The following is an 18,763-nucleotide window of genomic DNA, read 5'->3' on the forward strand; positions in this document are numbered from 1 at the left end:
CCGGTCAGCAGATGTCCGCTGTGGAATCTTCACTGGTGTCGGTATCCCGACAGTGGACGGTCACGGCGTCGCAGCTCAGCGCCGGACTGCATGCGCTACGCCATGGGTGTCCGATCTGCTGGGCCATCGCGCTCCGTACCCGGTCTGTAATTATCGTCCCGGGTTCCGTGACCGGCACCCTCGGGCCGGGAGCAAGTGAAGAGGGCGATGAACAATGGCGACCATCTACGACGTTGCGCGGAAAGCGGAGGTCTCCCCGGCTACCGTCTCCCGGGTCGTCAACGGCCACACCAACGTGGATCCCGCGCTGGCGGACCGGGTCCGGCGGGCGATGCGCGAGCTGGACTACCGGCCCAACGCGGTGGCCCGTAATCTGCGCCGCAGCCGGACCACGTTGTGGGCGGTGGTGATCAGCGACATCGGCAACCCGTTCTTCACCGCCCTGGTCCGCGGCGTCGAGGACCTCGCCCAGCAGGCCGGCTACTCGGTCGTGCTGTGCAACACCGACGAGGATCCGGCCAAGGAAAGCCGCTACCTGAACGCCGTCCTCGCCGAACAGGTCGCCGGGGTAATCATCGCCCCGTCCGGGCCGGCCGCCGATCTGGGGCAGCTCACCGCCGCCCGGGTGCCGGTGGTGGTGGTGGTGGTCGACCGGCAGCTGCACGGCAGCCGGATCGACACCGTACTGGTGGACAACGAGCACGGCGCCCGGCTGGCCACCGCGCACCTGCTCGACTCGGGCTACCGGCGGATCGCCTGCATCACCGGGCGACGTGGCGTCTGGACCGCCTGCCGACGGCTGGGTGGCTACCAGCGGGCACTGGCCGATGCCGGGCAGCCGTACCAGGAGGAGCTGGTCCGCCATGCCGATTTCCGCTCCGACGGAGGCTACCGGGCGATGACGGAGCTGCTGCGGCTACGACCGCGACCGGATGCGCTGTTCGCGGCGAACAACCTGATGACCGTTGGTGCGGTGGAGTACCTGGTCGACCAGGGCATCGCGGTGCCGGCGGAGATGGGTGTGGTCGGCTTCGACGACCTGCCGTGGGCACATCTGGTTCGGCCCGCGTTGACCACCGTGACCCAGCCGACGTACCAGTTGGGCGAGACCGCCGCCCAGCTGCTCATCGAGCGGATCGCCGACCCCGACCGGGCCGCGACCACCGTCACCCTGCCCACCAAGCTGCAGGTCCGGGAGAGCTCGGTACGTCGCCGGCCGTCAGCGGTCGTTGACCCAACGTGAGGCGTAGCCGGTCGTTGAGCAGGTGTAGCGCCGTCGGCCGCCGGGTATCCGATGGACTTACCTCGACGCAGGGAGCGCCATGGCCGTCACCGTCGACACCCCACCGGACCAGATCGGCGGGCTGACCGGCTGGGTGGCCGATGTCATCGCCCGGCTGGGCGAGCTCGGGGTCGGCCTGCTGGTGGCGCTGGAGAGCGTCGTCCCGCCGATCCCCAGCGAGGTGGTGCTGGCGATGGCCGGCTACCTGGCAAGCCAGGACCGGGCGAATCTGGTCGGGGTCTGGGTCGGGGCGACGATCGGCTCGCTGGCCGGCGCGTTGCTGCTCTACTGGCTGGGTGCGGCGATCGGCGAGGCACGGCTGCGACGCTGGTTGGACAGGGTGCCGCTGGTCGATCTGGAAGACCTGGACAAGGCCGACCGGTGGTTCGACCGGTACGGGCGGTGGGCGGTGCTGTTCGGCCGGATGGTGCCGGTCGTGCGGAGCCTGGTCTCGGTGCCGGCCGGCGCCGACCGGATGCCGTTGACCCGGTTCAGCGCCTTCACCACGCTGGGCAGCGGGGTGTGGAACGCCCTGTTCGTCGGTGCCGGGTTCGCGCTCGGTTCACAGTGGCAGCAGGTCGAGCGGTACAGCCGCTGGTTCGACGTGGCGGTCCTCGTACTGCTCGGCGGGCTGGTCGTCTACTGGGTGGTCGGCCAGGTCCGGCGTCGCCGCCGTCGGGCTGCCGCTGGCCGCCGACCGTCGCCCTGATGCCAGGGACGGTTCGGCCGACGAGCCGTCGCCGGTGCCGATAAGCCCCCGGCCAGTTTGACTCAGAGCGACACCGTCGGGACGAGGTAGACGTCCAGGAGATACCTTGGGTTCCCCGGAGCTACGCGGGGGACGTGTCTGCGTCGGATGACCACGGGCATCGAGGGAACCTACATGGTTGTCTCCGGGCCGGTTTGACGACAATGAGGGCTCCCTCGGCTGGGTGGATCAACGTACATCGTCGCGGCGTCCGTGTCGGCCGACGCGTAACCACCGCCGGGCCTCCCGTCCAACCCACTGTGGCACAGGCCGACCACGAGGTTCATGAAACCCCATTACTGGTGATAATACCCCTGGGGGGTATCGTGGTGACGTGGAAACGGACGGCACCCGACACGACGAGCACACCGGCCACGACCCGGAGATGTTCCGCCGCAGGTTCTGGCTGAGTCTCGCGCTGACCGTACCGGCCGTGGTCACCAGTCACATGGTGATGGACTGGTTCGGCTACTCGCTGGATGTTCCCGGTATGTCCCTGGTCGGCCCGGTGCTCGGCTCGGTGGTGTTCTGCTACGGCGGCTGGCCGTTCCTGGTCGGCGGGGTACGCGAGGTCCGCGACCGCGCACCCGGCATGATGCTGCTGATCTCGATGGCTATCACCGTCGCCTACCTGGCCTCGCTGGCCACCAGCTTCGGTGCCTTCGACCTGGACTTCTGGTGGGAGCTGGCGGCGCTGGTGACGATCATGCTGCTCGGCCACTGGCAGGAGATGAGGGCGATCGGCCAGGCACAGGGGGCGCTGTCCGCGCTGGCCGCGCTGCTGCCCGACAACGCGGAACGGGTCGCCGACGACGGGCAGGTCCAGCAGGTCACGGCGGCCGACCTGCGGGCCGGGGATCTGGTGCTGGTGCGCTCCGGTGCCCGGGTGCCCGCCGACGGGCGGATCACCGACGGCGAGGCGGAGATGGACGAGTCGATGATCACCGGAGAGTCCCGGCCGGTGCACCGACGCGTCGGTGCACCGGTGGTTGCCGGCACCGTCGCGACCGACTCGGCTGTCCGGGTACGGGTCGAGGCCGTCGGCGAGGACACCGCCCTGGCCGGCATTCAGCGCCTCGTCGCACAGGCCCAGGCATCGAGCGGCCGGGCCCAGATGCTCGCCGACCGGTTCGCCGCCCTGCTGTTCTACGCCGCGATGGCCGCCGCCGTGCTGACCTTCGGCGCCTGGTGGGCGTTTGGCAGCCTCAACGACTCCGTGGTACGGACGGTCACCGTACTGGTGATCGCCTGCCCGCACGCCCTGGGCCTGGCGATCCCCCTGGTGATCGCGTTGTCGACGGCCGTGGCGGCCAAGGCCGGAATCCTGGTCAAGAACCGGCTGGCCCTGGAACGGATGCGGACCGTCGACGCGGTGCTGTTCGACAAGACCGGCACCCTGACCCGGGGCGCGCACACCGTGACCGGGGTCGCGGCGGCCCCCGGGCGCACCGAGCACGACGTACTGCGGCTGGCCGCGGCGGTGGAGGCCGACAGCGAGCACCTACTGGCCCGGGCCATCGTGGCCGCCGCCACCGGACGCGGTCCGACGAGCGCCGCAACCGACTTCCGGTCGTTGACCGGCCGGGGCGTGCAGGCAAACGTGAACGGCACCCACTATGCCGTCGGCGGCCCGGCGCTGCTGGGCGAACTCGACGCCGCAGTCCCGCCGGAGCTGACCACCACGACCGTGGGCTGGTCGCAGCGTGGTGCCGCCGTGCTGCATCTGCTGCGGCTCGACGGCGGCCGAGCCGAGGTGCTCGGTGCGATCGGGCTGGCCGACGAGGTCCGGCCCGAGGCCCGGCAGGTCGCCGAGGCGGTCGCCGCCGATCTCGGCTTCCGGCCCGGCGTGGACGAGGTCTTCGCCGAGGTGCTGCCCGCTGACAAGGACAAGACGGTGGCGGACCTGCAGGCCCGGGGGCTGACCGTGGCGATGGTCGGCGACGGCGTCAATGACGCACCGGCGCTGGCCCGAGCCGACGTCGGCATCGCGATTGGGGCCGGCACCGACGTCGCGATCGAGTCCGCCGGGGTCGTTCTCGCCTCGTCCGACCCGCGCGGGGTCACCGGGGTGGTCCGCCGGCGTGCTGGCCTGGGCCGGGCTGACGTTGAGCCCGGCGGTCGGGGCGATCCTGATGTCCGCGTCCACCATCGTGGTCGCGCTCAACGCGCAACTGCTCCGCCGGGTGCGGCTCGCCCCGGACGAGCCGTAGCGGCGGGTGGCCGGCCCGGTCGTCCGGGCCGGCCACCCGCTGCGGGTGGCCGGGCCGCCGGTCAGGGCAGCGTCGCCAGGTGCGGCTTGACGGTACGGGCGAACCCGTTGCCGTTGGTCACGTCCCAGTTGATCGACCAGGTCATCGCACCCCGGATGCCGGGGTAGGTGCGCGGCGGCCGGAAACTGCCGCAGCTGGTGCCCCGGGCCAGGCAGTCGAGTGCCTGGTTGACCATCGTCGGGGCGACGATGCCGCCGCCGGCCGCTCCCGGACCGGCGGGCAGGCCGAGGGCCACCTGGTCGGGCCGCAGGCCCGATTCCAGTTGCAGACAGGCCAGCGCGGTCATGAAGTTGACCGTGCCCTGGCTGTAGGCAAACGCCTGGTCGCAGCCGAGCATCGACCCGGAGTTGTAGAACTGGGTGTGCACCACGGTCAGGATGTCGCGGATGTCCAGCGCCAGTTTGAAGTACGACACCGATGCTGACTGCATGTCGATGGTCTGCGGTGCCATCGTGATGATCAGCCCCGGCCCGGTCCGGCTGCGCAGCGCGCGCATCGCCTCCGCCATATAGGTCGGGTTGAGCCCGTTCTCCAGGTCGATGTCGACGCCGTCGAAGCCGTAGTCCTGGATCAGCCGGTACAGGCTGTCGGCGAGCGCAGCGGCGGACGCGGGGGCGTTGACCGCGACCCGGCCGGTCTCCCCGCCGATCGAGATGATCACCTTCTTGCCGCGCTGGTGCAGGGTGGCGAGGTCGGCCTTGAACTGTGCGTCGGTGTAGCCGCCGAGTGCGGCGGACAGACCCGGGTCGATGCCGAAGCTGACCGCGCCGGGGGTGCTGGTGGCCTCGGCGAAGGCGACCGCGATCAGGTCGTACTCGGCCGGCACGTCGCGTAGCCGCAGCTCGACGGCCGGGTTGTCGAAGTTGTGCCAGTACCCGGTGAGGAAGTGCTCCGGCAGCCCGTCGTCGGTTGGCGGCGCCGTGCTGGGGGGTGAGGTCGTCGGGGGCGCGGTGGTGGGTGGCGCGGTAGTCGGTGGCGCGGAGGTGGGTGGGGCCGTGGTTGGCGGCTGCTGGCCGCCGCAGGACGCACCGTTGAGGGTGCAGTTGGTCGGGCTGCCCGGCCCGCTGCCGAGGAATCCGAACGAGACCGACGCGCCTGGCGCGAGTTGGCCGTTCCAGCTGCGGTTGGTGAAGGTGAACCGCTGCCCGGAGACGCTGAGCAGGGCGTCCCAGTAGGTGCCGACCGTGGTGCCGGCCGGCAGGTCGAAGGCGACGGTCCAGGCGGTGATGGCGGTGGCGCCGCCGTTGGCGACGGTGACCTTGCCTTCCCAGCCGCTGCCCCAGTCGGAGGTTCTCTCGAAGGTCGCGGTGGGGCCGGCGGCCAGGGCCGGGCCGGCCGCCCAGATCACCCCTGCGGCGGCGAGGACCGCGGCCAGCACCGGGGCGGCTATCCGTACGGGTTTCATCGACATCCCTCCCTCGAAGCACCAGTGCGGCAATTATTAAGACTCTTAACAGTTTTGTAAACACCTCGGCCGAGGTCGAAGGCGGTGAGCGGCGGCAGCGAAGGCGGCGGCGTACTACTCGTCGGCAAGCTGCTCGCGGAGGATGTCCGCGTGCCCACAGTGCTGGGCGAGCTCGCGCAGCACGTGCAGGTACACCCAGCGCAGCGGAAGCGGACCTCTCCGGTTGCCGTGCAGGATGTCGTCCAACTCCAGGGACGACGTCGCCCGGCGGGACGCTTCGCAGGCTTCGCGGTGTGCGCGTTGGACACTGGCGATCGTGTCGTCGGTAGCGAGGATGAACGACTCGTCCGCCGTAGCGGGCAGCCCGAGCTCCGTACGCGGCCGGCACGTCACGGCCTCGTCGAACCAGACCTTCTCGACGAAGGTCGTGTGCTTCACCAGACCCAGCAACGTGGTCCGGGAGGCGACCAACGATCGGCGGGCCTGCTCCTCGGTCAGCCCGTCCAGACAGCGGTTGAGTGCGCTGCGGTGCTCGTCGAGGAACGCCTCGAACTGAGCGCGCAGCGGTTGGGTGACGACCTGGTCGGCGAATGTCGGCGGGTAGGAAGGCATGCCCGAAGCATCCCAGCCGACCGGGAGTACGGGCGCGAGGCCGGCCCCGTGGCAGCGGGCGCCGAGACGGCGCGGATGACCTCGGCGGCATCCGTGCCCTGGGGCAGTTCCGCCCGCCGTACGGCCTGCTCCACGCAGGTGCCCCACTCGGCGATGCGGACGGCGACCGTGCCCCAGCGGCGGTAGACCGTCCTTGCCCACCTCGGCGCGGCGCGCCACGTCGGCGAGGTCCAGACGGTCGAAGCCGTGCTCGACGAGCGCGCCACCCACGGTCCCCCGGTCGACGACGAGTACCTGTTCCGCGTCGTGGACGTCCTCGAGGAACTGTCCCGCGAGACCGGCCGGGCGGTGCCTGCAGATCGCGGTCAACTGGCTGCTGCGACGACCCACCGTGGCCACCGTCATCATCGGTCGCCCGCAACGAGGAGCAACTTCCCCTATGAGCGGCAGGAAGGCCTCGCCAGGCTGAACCCCTCGCCGTTCGCGCGCACCGCGGGCGAGGGGAGCCCGGCTCGCCCCCCCCCGAAGCGGGTCGACCAGCCGGGCTCCCCGTCGAGGTCAGCGGCGGAAGTGGAACCAGTTGACGTTGACGAAGTCGTTCGGCTGGCCGCTGCTGAAGGTCAGGTAGACCGTCTGCCGGCCGGTCACCCCGGAGACGTTGCCGGGCACCGTACGCCAGGTCTGCCAGCCGCCGGTGTCACCGACGGCGAAGCTGCCGATCGGCGCGGCGGTCGGGCTGCCGATGCGGACCTGGACCAGGCCGCTGGCCCCGGCACCGGCACCGGAGGCGACCCGGGCGACGAAGTCACGCGGCGGTGTCGAGCCGAAGTCGACGTTGTCGTAGCGGGCCCAGTCGCCGTCGGCCAGCCAGCCGATGTTCTGGCCGCCCTCGCTGCACGCCTCGGTCCCGACCCCGTTGTGGGCGTTGAACGCCTCGGCCTGGATCGCGGCGTACGCGTTCACCCCACCGCCGGGCGGCGGGGTGGTCGGCGGTGGTGGGGTGGTCGGCGGCGGGTTCGACCCGCCGCGGGTGTAGACCGCGACGTAGTCGACCAGCATCGGTACGCCGGAGACGGTGTTCGCGGTCGGCGTGGTGGAGCCGGCGACCCCGTTCGGGAAGGCACCGCCCATCGCCACGTTGAGCAGGATGAAGTAGCCGGCGTGGGTGGTCATGTTGGACCAGTGCGGCTCGGGGATCTGCCCCTGGGTGACCGTGTGGTAGTGCTGTCCGTCGACGTACCACCGCAGTTGCTGCGGGCTGGCGCTGGCGTCCCACTCGAAGCGGTAGGTGTGGAACGCCGACTGGCAGGAGGCGCCGGGGCAGGCCCGGGACCCGCCGATGCCGTTGAACTCGTCGCACGGTCCGCCCGGGGCAACGCCGCAGTGCAGTACGCCCCAGACGTTGTTCAGGCCGTTGACGTTCTCCATCACGTCGAACTCGCCGATCGCCGGCCAGTTCTGGTAGTTGCCCCGGTACGGCGAGCCGAGCGCCCAGAACGCCGGCCAGTAGCCGGAGGCGGCGGCCCCGGTCACGTTCGGCACCTGGATCCGGCCTTCGATCGCCATCACGCCACCGGACGGCGGCTTGAAGTTGCTGCGTACCGTCTCGATCCGGGCCGAGGTCCAGTTGCCGGCGCCGTCGCGGATCGGGGTGATCCGCAGGTTGCCGTTGCCGTCGTGCCGGACGTTGGCGGTGCTGTTGGTGTAGGTCTGGATCTCGCCGGTGCCCCACTGTGGCGGGCCGCCGGGGTAGCTGGTGCCGGTGTCGATGATCCAGTTGGCCGACGAGGGCAGGGTGTTGGCGGCACCGGTGAAGTCGTCGCTCCAGAGCAGGTCCCAGCCGCTGGGGGTGGGCGGGATCGCGGCGTTGGCGTGCGCGGTGACCGAGGTGACGACGGCGGTCGCGGTGAGCGCCGCTGCGGCGGCGACGATCCGGGTACGGATGGGGCGACGAGGGCGTCGCGGGGGTGAATTCATCACTGGCCTCTCTGCTGGGGTGTGGGCCGGTCACGGCCTGCTGGGGGGTGGCCGCTCGCCGACTCTTGGTCCGGATCAGGGCAGATGCCGCCGACCGGCTGAGAGCGTTCTCTCCGGCACGGTTGCCGATCTTCGGTCTTGAGATATCAGAACTGATGGGGACGGTCGGGGATCGCTCAACTCATCGAGAGAGCGCTCTCAGAGTTGTACGTCTCCAGGTCGGACTTGTCAACCGATGTCGATGTCGCAACCGGCGTGGAGACTGGCTCTGAACCCGTCCGGCCAGGCCGGACAGCTCGTAAAGTCAGTTGAATCCCTGCGTAGCAGTGGATAAGGAGACAAGGTGCGCGTGTCGCATGGAGGAGTCCGGTGAACGGCTGGTTCGAGCAGACCATAGTCTCGACCGGCCGGCTGCCGCTGTTCTGTTTCTTCGTCGGCGTCGTCCTCGGCTTCGCGTTCATCCGATTCTCGGTCCGGATGATCCGGGCACAGGTGCGCTGGTGGCCCGGCAACGTCACCCGGGGCGACCTGCACATCCATCACGTCGTCTTCGGGGTGGTCTTCATGCTGGTCGCCGGGGTTGCCGGGCTGGCGATCCCGGTGGAGACGACCGTGTGGCGAGCGGTGGCGGCCGCGCTGTTCGGCGTCGGCGCCGCGCTGGTGCTCGACGAGTTCGCCCTGCTGCTGCATCTGAGCGACGTCTACTGGTCGGAGCGCGGCCGCACCTCGATCGACGCGGTCTTCGTGGCGGTCGCCGTTTCCGGGCTGCTGCTACTCGGCCTGCGACCGCTGGGGGCCAACGAATTCCTCACCGGCGAGACCGACCCGGCACAGTTCGCCGGCGCCGCGCTCATCGTGATCAACCTGGTGCTGGCAGCGATCACCCTGCTCAAGGGCAAGATCTGGACCGGGCTGCTGGGACTGTTCCTGCCGGTCCTGCTGATCGTCGGCGCGCTACGGCTGGCCCGGCCGCACGCGCCCTGGGCGCGCTGGTTCTACCGCGGCGAGAGCCGCTGGGCCGAGTGGCGACGAGCCAGGTCCGCCGACCGCGAGCGCCGCTACCGGCAACCAATCATCCTGGCCAAGATCCGGGTCCAGGAGCTGATCGCCGGTCGGCACGACCTGCCGCTGCCCCGGCCACCCCGGCGCGAACGCTGAACCGACCGCCCATCCGCGAACGCTGAGCCGACCGGCGCGGCCGGCGGCACCGCAAAGCCGTACCGCCGGGTCGTCCGAAGGCGCAGGATGGCCCGATGACCAGCAGTACTGTCGCCGCCGAGCCGGCCCGGCACCGGCCCGACGCGCTGACCGTCGGTGTGGAGGAGGAGTTCCTGCTCGTCGACCGCCGGTCGGGTGCCGCCGCACCGGCGGTCGCGGCGGTGCTCGCCGAGATCCCGCCGGAGCTGCGCGGGCAGGTGCAGCGGGAGTTCCAGACCAGCCAGATCGAGATCGGCAGTCCACCCGGCCTGGACCTACGGGCGCTGCGGCGTACCCTCGGGACGCTGCGCGCCGGGGTCGCCGACGCCGCCGAGCGGGCCAGTGTCCGGCTGCTCGCCGTCGGCACCGCACCGGTCGCCGGTCCGCAGCCCGACGTGGTTGACGACCCACGCTTCCACCGGATCGTCGAACGGTACGGCAAGCTGCTGCCCGGCCCGGGCACCAACGGGCTGCACGTGCATGTCGCGGTCCCGGACCAGCAGGTCGGCGTACAGGTGCTCAACCACCTCCGCCCGTGGCTGCCGGTGCTGCAGGCGGCGACCGCCAACTCACCGTTCTTTCACGGCGTCGACACCGGGTACGCCAGTTGGCGGTCGGTGATGTGGCAGCGTTGGCCGGCGGTCGCCCCGGCCCCACAGCTACGCTCGTACGAGCACTACCGGTCACTGGTCGACGACCTGACCACCGCCGGTCTCATCCTGGACGAAGGGATGCTCCACTGGTACGCCCGACTGTCGGCGCACTACCCCACCGTCGAGGTCCGCATCGGCGACGTCTGCCCGAGCCTGGACGACACGATCCTGCTCGCCGCACTGGTCCGCGGTCTGGTCGGCACCGCGCTCACCGCGGTGGAACAGGACCGGCCACCGGTCGACGTGGAGCATCATGTGCTGGTCGCCGCCCACTGGCGGGCCGCGCACGACGGACTGGAGGGGCAGGCCGTGGACCTGGCCACCGGGGCACCCGCGTTGCGTCCCGGCTGGCATCTGCTGCGCCGGCTGGTCGACACCGTCCGCCCCGAGCTCGACCGGCACGGCGACGTCGCGCTGGTGGACTCGCTGCTGGGCCGGCTGCGGGCCCGGGGCACCGGGGCGGCCCGGCAGCGGGCCGTGCACGCCGGCACCGGCGACCTGGGCGCCGTGGTGGACTACCTGGCCGCGCAGACCCGCAGCCGGTCGATCATCCCGGCACCGCCGCACGTGACCGCTCCCCCGCCGGACCGGCCGCCACTCCCCCCACCGGACCGCTGATCCGGTCCGACCGGACCCGACTGGAGAAGATGTGAAATGGCGCAACGGATGGTGGTGATCGGCGGTGACGCGGCCGGCATGTCGGCCGCGTCTCAGGCCCGGCAACTGCGTGGCCCCGACGAGCTGAGCATCGTCGCGTTCGAGCGGGGCCGGTTCACCTCGTACTCGGCCTGCGGAATCCCGTACTGGATCTCCGGCCTGGTCGACGACCCGCAGGAGCTGATCGTCCGCGATCCGGAGACGTTCCGCCGCGACCACCACATCGACGTCCGCATCCGGCACGAGGTCACCCGGATCGACCTTGCCGCGCGGGAGGTGGTGGCCACGTCGTTCGGCGACGGCGGGCGGGAGGTCCGCGAGCCGTTCGACACCCTGGTGTACGCCAGCGGAGCGGCGCCGGCGCAGCCGCCGTGGGCGGGCAACGCCGCCGCCGGCGTGTTCGGGGTGCAGACTCTCGAGGACGGTGCGGCGCTGCGGGACTGGCTCGATCAGGAACCGGTGCCGCGTCGGGCGGTAGTGGTCGGCGGTGGGTACATCGGGGTGGAGATGGCCGAGGCGTTGATCCGGCGTGGCCTGGCGGTAACCCTGGTGGAGCGCAGCCCACAGCCGATGTCCACGGTCGACCCGGACATGGGAGCGCTGGTCCGCTCAGCGCTGGTCGGGCTCGGCATCGACGTGCGTACCGGCGTAACGGTCACCGGCCTGCACGAGCGGGACGGGCGGGTCTGCGAGGTGCTGACCGACGAAGGCGCGGTGCCGGCCGACGTCGTGGTGCTGGGTCTGGGCGTACGGCCGAACACCGGGCTCGCCGAGCAGGCCGGCCTGCCGATCGGCGTCACCGGCGGCGTCCGTACCGATCTGCAGATGCGGGTGATCGGGGTGCCCGACGTGTGGGCGGCCGGCGACTGCGTCGAGACCTTCCACCGGGTCAGCGGCCGGCCGGTGCACATCCCATTGGGCACCCACGCCAACAAGCAGGGCCGGGTGGCCGGGATCAACATCGGCGGCAGCTACGCCACTTTCCCCGGGGTGATCGGCACCGCGATCACCAAGGTCTGTGACCTGGAGGTGGCCCGCACCGGGCTGCTCGAACGCGAGGCGACGAAAGCCGGGTACGCCTATGTGAGCGCCACCGTGGAGTCGAACAACCGGGCCGGCTACTTCCCCGGTGCCGCACCGATGACCATCAAACTGATCGCTGAGCAGCACACCGGGCAGCTGCTGGGTGGTCAGATCGTCGGCACCTCGGACGCGGCGAAGCGGATCGACGTGCTGTCCGTCGCGGTGTGGAACCGGATGTCGGTGGCCGAGATGACCGCCCTCGACCTGGGCTACGCCCCGCCGTACTCGCCGGTCTGGGATCCGGTGCTGGTCGCCGCCCGGCGGGCCAACAACGCCGTCGCCGAGACCCCGTGAGCCGGCGCCCGCCCGGACCGGGCGGGTGGCGGTTGCCGTCGGGCGTGCCGTTAGGCTTGGCGGGTGGACTCGGCGACCCACCCCAGCGGCGATCACCTGCGCGTCTCCGACGCCGAGCGGGAGCAGGTGGTGGAGCTGCTCGGCCAGGCGACCGCGGAAGGCCGGCTGACCCTCGACGAGTACGCCGACCGGGCCACCGAGGCACATCAGGCCAAGACCCGGGGTGAGCTGGCCCGGCTCACCGCCGACCTGCCCACCGAGCCGTCGGGTGGGCTGCCGGCCGCCGCCGGGCCGGGTGCGCTGGCGGCGCGCGATCCGGCGTACCCGGCGGTACCGGGCGGCGGCGCGACGCCGCCCGCCCCGGTGGAGCGGATGGTGGCGATCTTCGGTGACGAGGTGCGCAAGGGGCACTGGCTGGTGCCGGACCGGGTGGAGGCGCGGGCGGTCTTCGGCGACTGCAAGATCGAGTTGCAGGATGCCCAGATCCAGCATCAGGTGACCACTATCGAGGCGACTGCCATCTTCGGCTCGGTCACCGTGTACGTGCCGGAAGGGGTCGACGTCCGGATGACCGGCACGGCGGTGTTCGGTGACAAGAAGTCAAAGCTGACCGCACCGCCCCGGCCCGGTGCCCCGATCATCCAGGTGAGCTGCAACGTGATCTTCGGTTCGGTCGTGGTGCGGCCACCGAAGCGCAAATGGTGGTGACGGCGGCGGGTCAGCCCGGTTGGCAGGTCGGGCACCAGTAGGTGTTCCGGGCGGCCAGCACCCCGGCGGCCACGGTGGCGCCGCAGCACAGGCAGGGTTGGCCGGCGCGCCGGTAGACGTACACCTCGCCACCGTGCCGGTCGTTGCGCGGCGCCCGGCCCATCGCCTCCGGCAGGTGCTCGTCGCGGATGGTGTCGATCCGGCCCCGGCGCACCCCGATCCGCATCAGAGCGACCAGGTCGGACCAGATCCGCTGCCACTGGTCGGCGGTCAGCCGCCGGCCGGGCATGGTCGGCGCGATCCCGGCCCGGAACAGCACCTCGGTGGCGTAGACCAGACCGACCCCGGCGACGATCGTCTGGTCGAGCAACAGCGCACCGAGTGGCCGGGCGCTGCGCCGGATCCGTCCGCCGGCGGTGTCCGGGTCGGCGTCGTCGCGCAGCGGGTCGGCACCGAGCCGGTCGCGCAGGGCGTCGGTCTCCGCCTCGGTGAGCAGTTCGCAGGCAGCCGGCCCGCGCAGGTCCAACCAGTGCCGTCGGGCGGCTTCGCCGGCTGCCGCTGCTGGTCCGTCGGCTGTCCCTGCCGGCCCGCCGACCAACCGCAGCCGGATCTGCCCGACCGGTGCCGGCGGCTGTCCCGGCCCGTCGGCGACGGTGCCGTAGAGGCCCAGGTGCACGTGCAGGATGCTGCCGCCCGGACCGCCCCGGTAGTGATGCAGCAGGTGCTTGCCGTACGCCTCGGTGGCGGCGAGGGTGGCGCCGGTGAGTCGGGCGGCGCCAGCGGCGAACCGACCCTGCGGGCTGGTCGCGACGATCTGCGCTCCGCCGAGTACGGCGTGGTGGTGGGCGGCCAGCCGATGGATGGTGTGGCCTTCGGGCATGGCAGCAGAGCCTATCGGCAGCAGCCGGCTTGACCATGGCCAGACCCGACTGATTGTATGTTGCTCAACTGTTGACTACCTGACGATTTACTTCGTCGCTCGTTCGGAGGTCCTGTGCCCACTCGCACCACCGTCCTGCCGATCCCCGTCACCGGCAAGCGGAGCGTGAACGCCTATCTCCTGCTCGGTCGCCGACCGGTCATCGTCGACGCCGGGATGCCCGGCAGCGGCGGAAAGATCCACGCCAGTCTGATCCGCCACGGGGTGGACCCGTCCGAGGTGGCGCTGATCGTGCTCACCCACGGGCACACCGACCACTTCGGCTCCGCCGCCCGACTGCACCAACTCACCGGGGCACCGGTCGCCGGTCACGTCGCCGATCTGGCTCAGTACCGGGCCGGCGCGAGCCGGCGGCCCTATCTGCCGACCGGGCCGACCGGGCGGCTGATCATGCGTACCGGGGTGCTCGACCGACCGGTCCGGCCGGTCGAGCCCGACCTGTTGATCGACGGCGAACTGCGGCTCGACGACTACGGTGTGGCCGGCCGGATCGTGCCCACCCCGGGCCACACCGCCGGTTCGATCTCAGTGCTCACCGACGACGGCGACCTCGTCGCCGGAGACCTGGTCGCCAGCTCGATGCTAGGCCTGCTCGGCAGCCGGCCGGCCAACCCGCCGTTCCACGATGACCCAGCCGGCAACCTCGCCAGCCTGCGGCGGATGCTGGCCCTCGGCCCGGCGACGCTGCACGTCGGGCACGGCGGCCCGCTCGACCCGCGCCGGGTCGCCCGCTGGGCGGCAAGGGAGGAGAAGCGGCTCAGCCGATTGGCCGGGCGCGGCCGACTAACCCGTCGTCGGGCCGGCGTCGGCACCGATCAGTAGCTTGCCGATCAGGCCGACCAACTGGTTCCGCTCGTCGGCGGTGAGGCGCTCGAAGAACCGGGTCTCGAGGGTCGCCGCGTCGGCCGAGATCGTCGCGAGGGCCGCCCGACCGGCCGGGCTGATGGTGACGATGTACGCCCGCCGGTTGGTCGGATTGCGCTGCCGGGTGACCAGACCGGCGCGTTCCAACGCGTCGACCGTGCCGACCATCGTGGTTCGGTCGGTCCGTAGCCCGTCGCTGAGCTCCTGCTGGGAACGGGGACCGGTGGCGTCGAGCATGCCCAGCACCAGGAACTGGGTGAGGTTACGGCCGGTACGCGCGGCGGCGGCCTCACCAATGCGGGTCGCCGCAGCCCCGGCGCGGCAGAGACCGACGATGTGCCGTTGCCACAGCAGCTGACGGAAGTAGTCCGTGAGCTCCGGCGGATCGTCGGGACCGCGCGTTCCATGATCCGCTTCCGGTCCTGTTGGCCTCACCGACACCGCTACACCCGCCCATGATCGGAACCTGACCGTCCGAGGGTATCGCCACCCGCTTGACCGTGACTGGTGTGGCGGACCGGACATCCGGGTACGGCAAGCCGACAACCGCCGGAGACCCGCGCAGCCGCAGTGCGGTCCGGCGTACCGATAAGGAGGTCTGTCATGGTCAGGATTCCCTCGCTGTCCCGGCGCACGGAGCCGACGCGGCCGGCGGACGACCCGCCACCGATTGGCGGTACCACCGCGACCGCGACCGGCACGGCCGACGCCGCAGAGGCCGACACGACGCGGAGCGACACGACCCGGGCCGGGGTTACCGACCCGGCCACCCGGCCGTCGCCGCCGGGACCGCGCCCCGAGCCACCCAACCGGGAGGGCGGCGACCCCCGGCCGGCTCCCCCGCCGACACCGGCCGGGCCACGGCCCCGGGCCAGCCTGCTGGCCACCGTCAGTTTGATCACCGGGATCACCGGCGCGCTGTTCGTGCTGTCCGGGCCGCTGGCACCGTACGGGATCGCGATCGGGGTGATCGCCCTCGCCACCGGCCTCGGCGGGATCTCGGCGACGGCCCGCCGGCACATCGCCGGCCGGACAGAGGCGCTGACGGGCATCGTCGTTGCCCTCGGGACGATGATCGTCGGCAGCCTGGCGCTGACCGGCGCGCTGAGCTGGCTGACCACCGAGACCGACATGGTGCAGCAGGTACGGCAGTGGCTTGATTCACAGTTTGCCGGAATCTTCTGACGGGCAATCGTGACCTCGGGACGGTGGTCTCACCGTCCCGCAGGCCCAGCAGCGGTGGTTCACCGCACGAGGGCCGACCGAACCGGTGGTTCACCGGGCACCGCATCTTCGGGGGGCGACAGCGTGGTCGCTCCCCGAAAGCAGGTGGACGCAACAAAGCGCACGTTGGACCCAGCGATGACGCAACGATTCGCCAATACAAGCAACTCTTGACAATGGTTTCTGCGGGTCACAGCCCTTAGCGTGAAGGACAAGCGCCAGCCCACGGCCACCGCCGAGGCGCGCCTTCGACCCCAGGAGCCAGTCGCATGACGATGCACGCCACCCACCGGCAGTACCTGATGTGCCGGCCGACGTACTTCGCCGTGGAATACGCGATCAACCCGTGGATGAACCCGGCCCGCCCCGTGGACCGGGAGCTGGCGATCACGCAATGGGACCAGCTGCGCCGGACGTACCTGGAACTGGGCCACACGGTCGACGAGATCGAGCCGCTGCCCGGTCTGCCCGACATGGTGTTCGCCGCCAACGGCGCCACCGTCATCGACGGCCGGGCGTTGGCCGTGCAGTTCCGCGAGCCGCAGCGGGCCGATGAGGCGCCTGCCTACCGCGACTGGTTGGAGCAGGCCGGCTTCCCGGTGCACGAGGCCAAGCACGTCAACGAAGGCGAAGGCGACCTCCTGGTGGTCGGCGACTTTCTGCTGGCCGGCACCGGGTTCCGCACCTCGCACGCCGCGCACGCCCACGCCCAGGAGGTGTTCGGCCGCCCGGTGGTCACCCTGCAACTGGTCGACCCGCGCTTCTACCACCTCGACACCGCGCTCGCCGTGATCGACGAGCGGACCATCGCGTACCTGCCCGAAGCGTTCTCCCCCGGCAGCCAGGCGGTGCTGCGCCGGCTGTTCCCGGACGCCGTCACGGCCAGCCTGGCCGACGCCGCCGCGTTCGGCCTCAACGCGGTCAGCGACGGCCGACACGTCGTGCTACCGGTGCAGGCCGACGGGCTGGCGGCGGCGCTGCGCGAACGCGGCTACCACCCGGTCGGGGTCGACCTGTCCGAGCTGCGCAAGGCCGGCGGCGGCCCGAAATGCTGCACCCTGGAGCTGAGGGGGTCGAGCCGATGATCGTTGACGGGATGCTGCGGACACCGAGAGCGGTACGGGACGCGGAACGCTGGACCGCGCACAACTACCACCCGCTACCGGTGGTGATCAGCGAGGCCACCGGCGCCTGGGTCACCGACGTCGACGGCCGACGCTACCTGGACTGCCTGGCCGGCTACTCGGCGCTCAACTTCGGCCACCGGCATCCGACCCTGACCGCCGCCGCACACGCCCAGCTGGACCGGCTCACCCTGACCAGTCGGGCGTTCAGCCACGACCGGTTCGCCGACTTCTGCCGGGAGCTGGCCGAGCTGTGCGGCAAGGACATGGTGCTGCCGATGAACACCGGCGCCGAGGCGGTGGAGACCGCGCTCAAGGTCGCCCGCAAGTGGGGCTACCAGGTCAAGGGCGTACCGGACGGGCAGGCGACCATCGTCGTGGCCGACGGCAACTTCCACGGCCGGACCACGACGATCGTCAGCTTCTCCACCGACGCCGAGGCCCGTGCCGACTTCGGGCCGTACACCCCGGGGTTCACCATCGTGCCGTACGGCGACCTCGCCGCGCTGGCCGACGCGATTGACCAGACCTGCGTCGCGGTGCTGCTGGAGCCGATCCAGGGCGAGCAGGGCGTGGTGGTGCCGCCGAACGGCTACCTGACCGGGGTACGGGACCTGTGCACCCGCAACGACGTGCTGTTGCTCGCCGACGAGATCCAGTCCGGACTGGGCCGCACCGGGGCGACGTTCGCCTGCGACCACGAAGGCGTCATGCCGGACATGTACCTCCTGGGCAAGGCGCTCGGCGGCGGCATTGTGCCAGTGTCGGCGGTGGTCGCCGACCGGTCGGTGCTCGGCGTGCTGCGCCCCGGCGAGCACGGCTCGACGTTCGGCGGCAACGCCCTCGCCTGCGCGGTCGCCACCGAGGTGGTCCGGCTGCTGGCCACCGGCGAGTACCAGCGGCGCTCGGCCCAGCTGGGGGCGCGGCTGCACGCCGGGCTCGACGCGCTGTGCGACGACGGCCGACTGCTCGCCGTCCGCGGTCGCGGGCTGTGGGCCGGACTGGACCTGGACCCACGGCGGATGACCGGTCGGCAGGCCTGCGAACGGCTCGCCGAGCGGGGCGTACTGGCCAAGGACACCCACGGTGCGACGATCCGGCTGGCCCCGCCGCTGGTCGTCGACGAGTCCGACGTGGACTTCGCCATCGAACAGCTTTCCCACGTGCTGCGCTGAGCACACCGGCCGGCCGGGGGGCGATGCGCCGCCCGGCCGAAAGCCGGTCGTCCGGCGGTACGGGCAGGGTCGGGGTCAGGTTCCGGGTCAGTCAGTGGAACACGATGGCCCGGCCGCAGGCGATGCTCGCCCGACACGCCTCGTGCAGGGTGAGCCACGCCTGCGTCTCGGCGGAGAAGTTGGTGCCGTCGGGCACCGCGAACAGCCGGGCCGCCTCGGTGTCCGGCAGGTCTCCGGCGGGATCCAGCCGGACGCCGATCGCCGGGGCGCAGCGCCGCAGCTCGGTGAGCAGACCCTGACCCGACGATGCCGCCGCCGGCCACCCCGGCCTCGGCCGGCAGGAACACCGGGTCGCCGAAATCGGCCGGCACGTATTGACATCCTCGCCGCCCTAATCGGCGGCGATTCCAGCCACGCCGCGCGTGACACGCGCAGTGTTCTGGCGGGTTACCGTTTCACCGCGCGGTGCCGGGACGGGTCCCGGTCCTACCCGCGCTCCACGGTCGTTGACGTCCGCCTGCCCGGCGGCCTTGATGTTGATCGCCGCGTT

Annotated in this window: 15 protein-coding genes and 1 pseudogene; 11 read left to right on the forward strand and 5 right to left on the reverse strand. The window is 71.5% G+C overall.

Features of this window, described 5'->3' with window-relative positions; translation table 11 throughout:
• Window positions 1-214 precede the first annotated feature (214 nt).
• The 3 genes and pseudogenes from ACFHW1_RS17355 (at window position 215) to ACFHW1_RS17365 (ending at window position 4,240) form a co-directional block, all read left to right on the forward strand.
• Window positions 215-1,243: a LacI family DNA-binding transcriptional regulator gene (locus ACFHW1_RS17355; protein WP_416554748.1), complete on the forward strand. Its 1,029-nt coding sequence runs from the start codon at window positions 215-217 to the stop codon at window positions 1,241-1,243.
• Window positions 1,244-1,322: 79 nt separating this feature from the next.
• Window positions 1,323-1,991 (forward strand): DedA family protein, encoded by a 669-nt coding sequence (locus ACFHW1_RS17360; RefSeq protein ID WP_416554750.1) that lies wholly within the window; start codon window positions 1,323-1,325, stop codon window positions 1,989-1,991.
• Between the two features lie 424 nt (window positions 1,992-2,415).
• Window positions 2,416-4,240, forward strand: a pseudogene (locus ACFHW1_RS17365) (heavy metal translocating P-type ATPase).
• Window positions 4,241-4,301: 61 nt separating this feature from the next.
• On the opposite strand, the gene ACFHW1_RS17370 reads toward ACFHW1_RS17365, so the two are convergent.
• The 3 genes from ACFHW1_RS17370 to ACFHW1_RS17380 form a co-directional block, all read right to left on the reverse strand.
• Complete coding sequence (locus tag ACFHW1_RS17370) at window positions 4,302-5,705, reverse strand: chitinase (RefSeq protein ID WP_416568329.1); 1,404 nt, start codon at window positions 5,703-5,705, stop codon at window positions 4,302-4,304.
• Between the two features lie 114 nt (window positions 5,706-5,819).
• On the reverse strand, window positions 5,820-6,317 hold the full coding sequence (locus ACFHW1_RS17375) for a DinB family protein (protein ID WP_416554754.1): 498 nt from the start codon (window positions 6,315-6,317) through the stop codon (window positions 5,820-5,822).
• A gap of 558 nt (window positions 6,318-6,875) precedes the next feature.
• A complete protein-coding gene (locus ACFHW1_RS17380; protein WP_416554756.1) occupies window positions 6,876-8,294 on the reverse strand; it encodes a carbohydrate-binding protein in 1,419 nt (472 codons plus the stop codon).
• Between the two features lie 369 nt (window positions 8,295-8,663).
• Between ACFHW1_RS17380 and ACFHW1_RS17385 the strand changes: the two genes are divergently transcribed.
• The 4 genes from ACFHW1_RS17385 to ACFHW1_RS17400 all read left to right on the forward strand — a co-directional run bounded on the left by ACFHW1_RS17385 (window position 8,664) and on the right by ACFHW1_RS17400 (window position 12,886).
• Window positions 8,664-9,452 (forward strand): hypothetical protein, encoded by a 789-nt coding sequence (locus tag ACFHW1_RS17385; protein WP_416554758.1) that lies wholly within the window; start codon window positions 8,664-8,666, stop codon window positions 9,450-9,452.
• A 95-nt stretch (window positions 9,453-9,547) separates the two neighbouring features.
• Window positions 9,548-10,762: a carboxylate-amine ligase gene (locus ACFHW1_RS17390; RefSeq protein WP_416554760.1), complete on the forward strand. Its 1,215-nt coding sequence runs from the start codon at window positions 9,548-9,550 to the stop codon at window positions 10,760-10,762.
• Between the two features lie 36 nt (window positions 10,763-10,798).
• Entirely contained in the window at window positions 10,799-12,178 is a 1,380-nt protein-coding gene (locus tag ACFHW1_RS17395; RefSeq protein ID WP_416554762.1) for an FAD-dependent oxidoreductase, read from the forward strand.
• A gap of 63 nt (window positions 12,179-12,241) precedes the next feature.
• Window positions 12,242-12,886 carry a DUF1707 SHOCT-like domain-containing protein gene (locus ACFHW1_RS17400; protein ID WP_416592124.1) on the forward strand — a complete coding sequence of 215 codons (645 nt, stop codon included), beginning with the start codon at window positions 12,242-12,244 and terminating at the stop codon, window positions 12,884-12,886.
• A gap of 10 nt (window positions 12,887-12,896) precedes the next feature.
• Here ACFHW1_RS17400 and ACFHW1_RS17405 read toward each other — a convergent pair whose 3' ends face one another.
• Window positions 12,897-13,766 (reverse strand): Fpg/Nei family DNA glycosylase, encoded by an 870-nt coding sequence (locus ACFHW1_RS17405; RefSeq protein WP_416615720.1) that lies wholly within the window; start codon window positions 13,764-13,766, stop codon window positions 12,897-12,899.
• A gap of 114 nt (window positions 13,767-13,880) precedes the next feature.
• On the opposite strand from ACFHW1_RS17405, the gene ACFHW1_RS17410 reads away from it, so the two are divergent.
• Window positions 13,881-14,648 (forward strand): MBL fold metallo-hydrolase, encoded by a 768-nt coding sequence (locus ACFHW1_RS17410; protein ID WP_416554768.1) that lies wholly within the window; start codon window positions 13,881-13,883, stop codon window positions 14,646-14,648.
• Here ACFHW1_RS17410 and ACFHW1_RS17415 read toward each other — a convergent pair.
• Window positions 14,610-15,125: a MarR family winged helix-turn-helix transcriptional regulator gene (locus ACFHW1_RS17415; RefSeq protein WP_416554770.1), complete on the reverse strand. Its 516-nt coding sequence runs from the start codon at window positions 15,123-15,125 to the stop codon at window positions 14,610-14,612. The genes ACFHW1_RS17410 and ACFHW1_RS17415 overlap by 39 nt on opposite strands.
• A gap of 168 nt (window positions 15,126-15,293) precedes the next feature.
• Between ACFHW1_RS17415 and ACFHW1_RS17420 the strand changes: the two genes are divergently transcribed.
• The 3 genes from ACFHW1_RS17420 to rocD all read left to right on the forward strand — a co-directional run bounded on the left by ACFHW1_RS17420 (window position 15,294) and on the right by rocD (window position 18,213).
• On the forward strand, window positions 15,294-15,875 hold the full coding sequence (locus ACFHW1_RS17420) for a hypothetical protein (RefSeq protein WP_416554772.1): 582 nt from the start codon (window positions 15,294-15,296) through the stop codon (window positions 15,873-15,875).
• A 314-nt stretch (window positions 15,876-16,189) separates the two neighbouring features.
• Entirely contained in the window at window positions 16,190-16,999 is an 810-nt protein-coding gene (ddaH, locus tag ACFHW1_RS17425) for a dimethylargininase (RefSeq protein WP_416554801.1), read from the forward strand.
• A complete protein-coding gene (gene rocD / locus ACFHW1_RS17430) occupies window positions 16,996-18,213 on the forward strand; it encodes an ornithine--oxo-acid transaminase (RefSeq protein WP_416554774.1) in 1,218 nt (405 codons plus the stop codon). Before ddaH ends, rocD begins: the two co-directional genes overlap by 4 nt.
• Window positions 18,214-18,763: the final 550 nt, after the last annotated feature.

The sequence above is a fragment of the Micromonospora sp. LOL_014 genome (assembly GCF_048060245.1).
GTDB lineage: Bacteria > Actinomycetota > Actinomycetes > Mycobacteriales > Micromonosporaceae > Micromonospora_E.

What these genes read in the sequence shown, in the direction of transcription:
- ACFHW1_RS17355 (WP_416554748.1), top strand. Translation starts at nt 215, where the DNA reads ATGGCGACCATCTACGACGTTGCGCGGAAAGCGGAGGTCTCCCCGGCT.
- ACFHW1_RS17360 (WP_416554750.1), top strand. Translation starts at nt 1,323, where the DNA reads ATGGCCGTCACCGTCGACACCCCACCGGACCAGATCGGCGGGCTGACC.
- ACFHW1_RS17370 (WP_416568329.1), bottom strand. Translation starts at nt 5,705, where the DNA reads ATGAAACCCGTACGGATAGCCGCCCCGGTGCTGGCCGCGGTCCTCGCC.
- ACFHW1_RS17375 (WP_416554754.1), bottom strand. Translation starts at nt 6,317, where the DNA reads ATGCCTTCCTACCCGCCGACATTCGCCGACCAGGTCGTCACCCAACCG.
- ACFHW1_RS17380 (WP_416554756.1), bottom strand. Translation starts at nt 8,294, where the DNA reads ATGAATTCACCCCCGCGACGCCCTCGTCGCCCCATCCGTACCCGGATC.
- ACFHW1_RS17390 (WP_416554760.1), top strand. Translation starts at nt 9,548, where the DNA reads ATGACCAGCAGTACTGTCGCCGCCGAGCCGGCCCGGCACCGGCCCGAC.
- ACFHW1_RS17395 (WP_416554762.1), top strand. Translation starts at nt 10,799, where the DNA reads ATGGCGCAACGGATGGTGGTGATCGGCGGTGACGCGGCCGGCATGTCG.
- ACFHW1_RS17405 (WP_416615720.1), bottom strand. Translation starts at nt 13,766, where the DNA reads ATGCCCGAAGGCCACACCATCCATCGGCTGGCCGCCCACCACCACGCC.
- ACFHW1_RS17420 (WP_416554772.1), top strand. Translation starts at nt 15,294, where the DNA reads ATGGTCAGGATTCCCTCGCTGTCCCGGCGCACGGAGCCGACGCGGCCG.
- ddaH (WP_416554801.1), top strand. Translation starts at nt 16,190, where the DNA reads ATGCACGCCACCCACCGGCAGTACCTGATGTGCCGGCCGACGTACTTC.
- rocD (WP_416554774.1), top strand. Translation starts at nt 16,996, where the DNA reads ATGATCGTTGACGGGATGCTGCGGACACCGAGAGCGGTACGGGACGCG.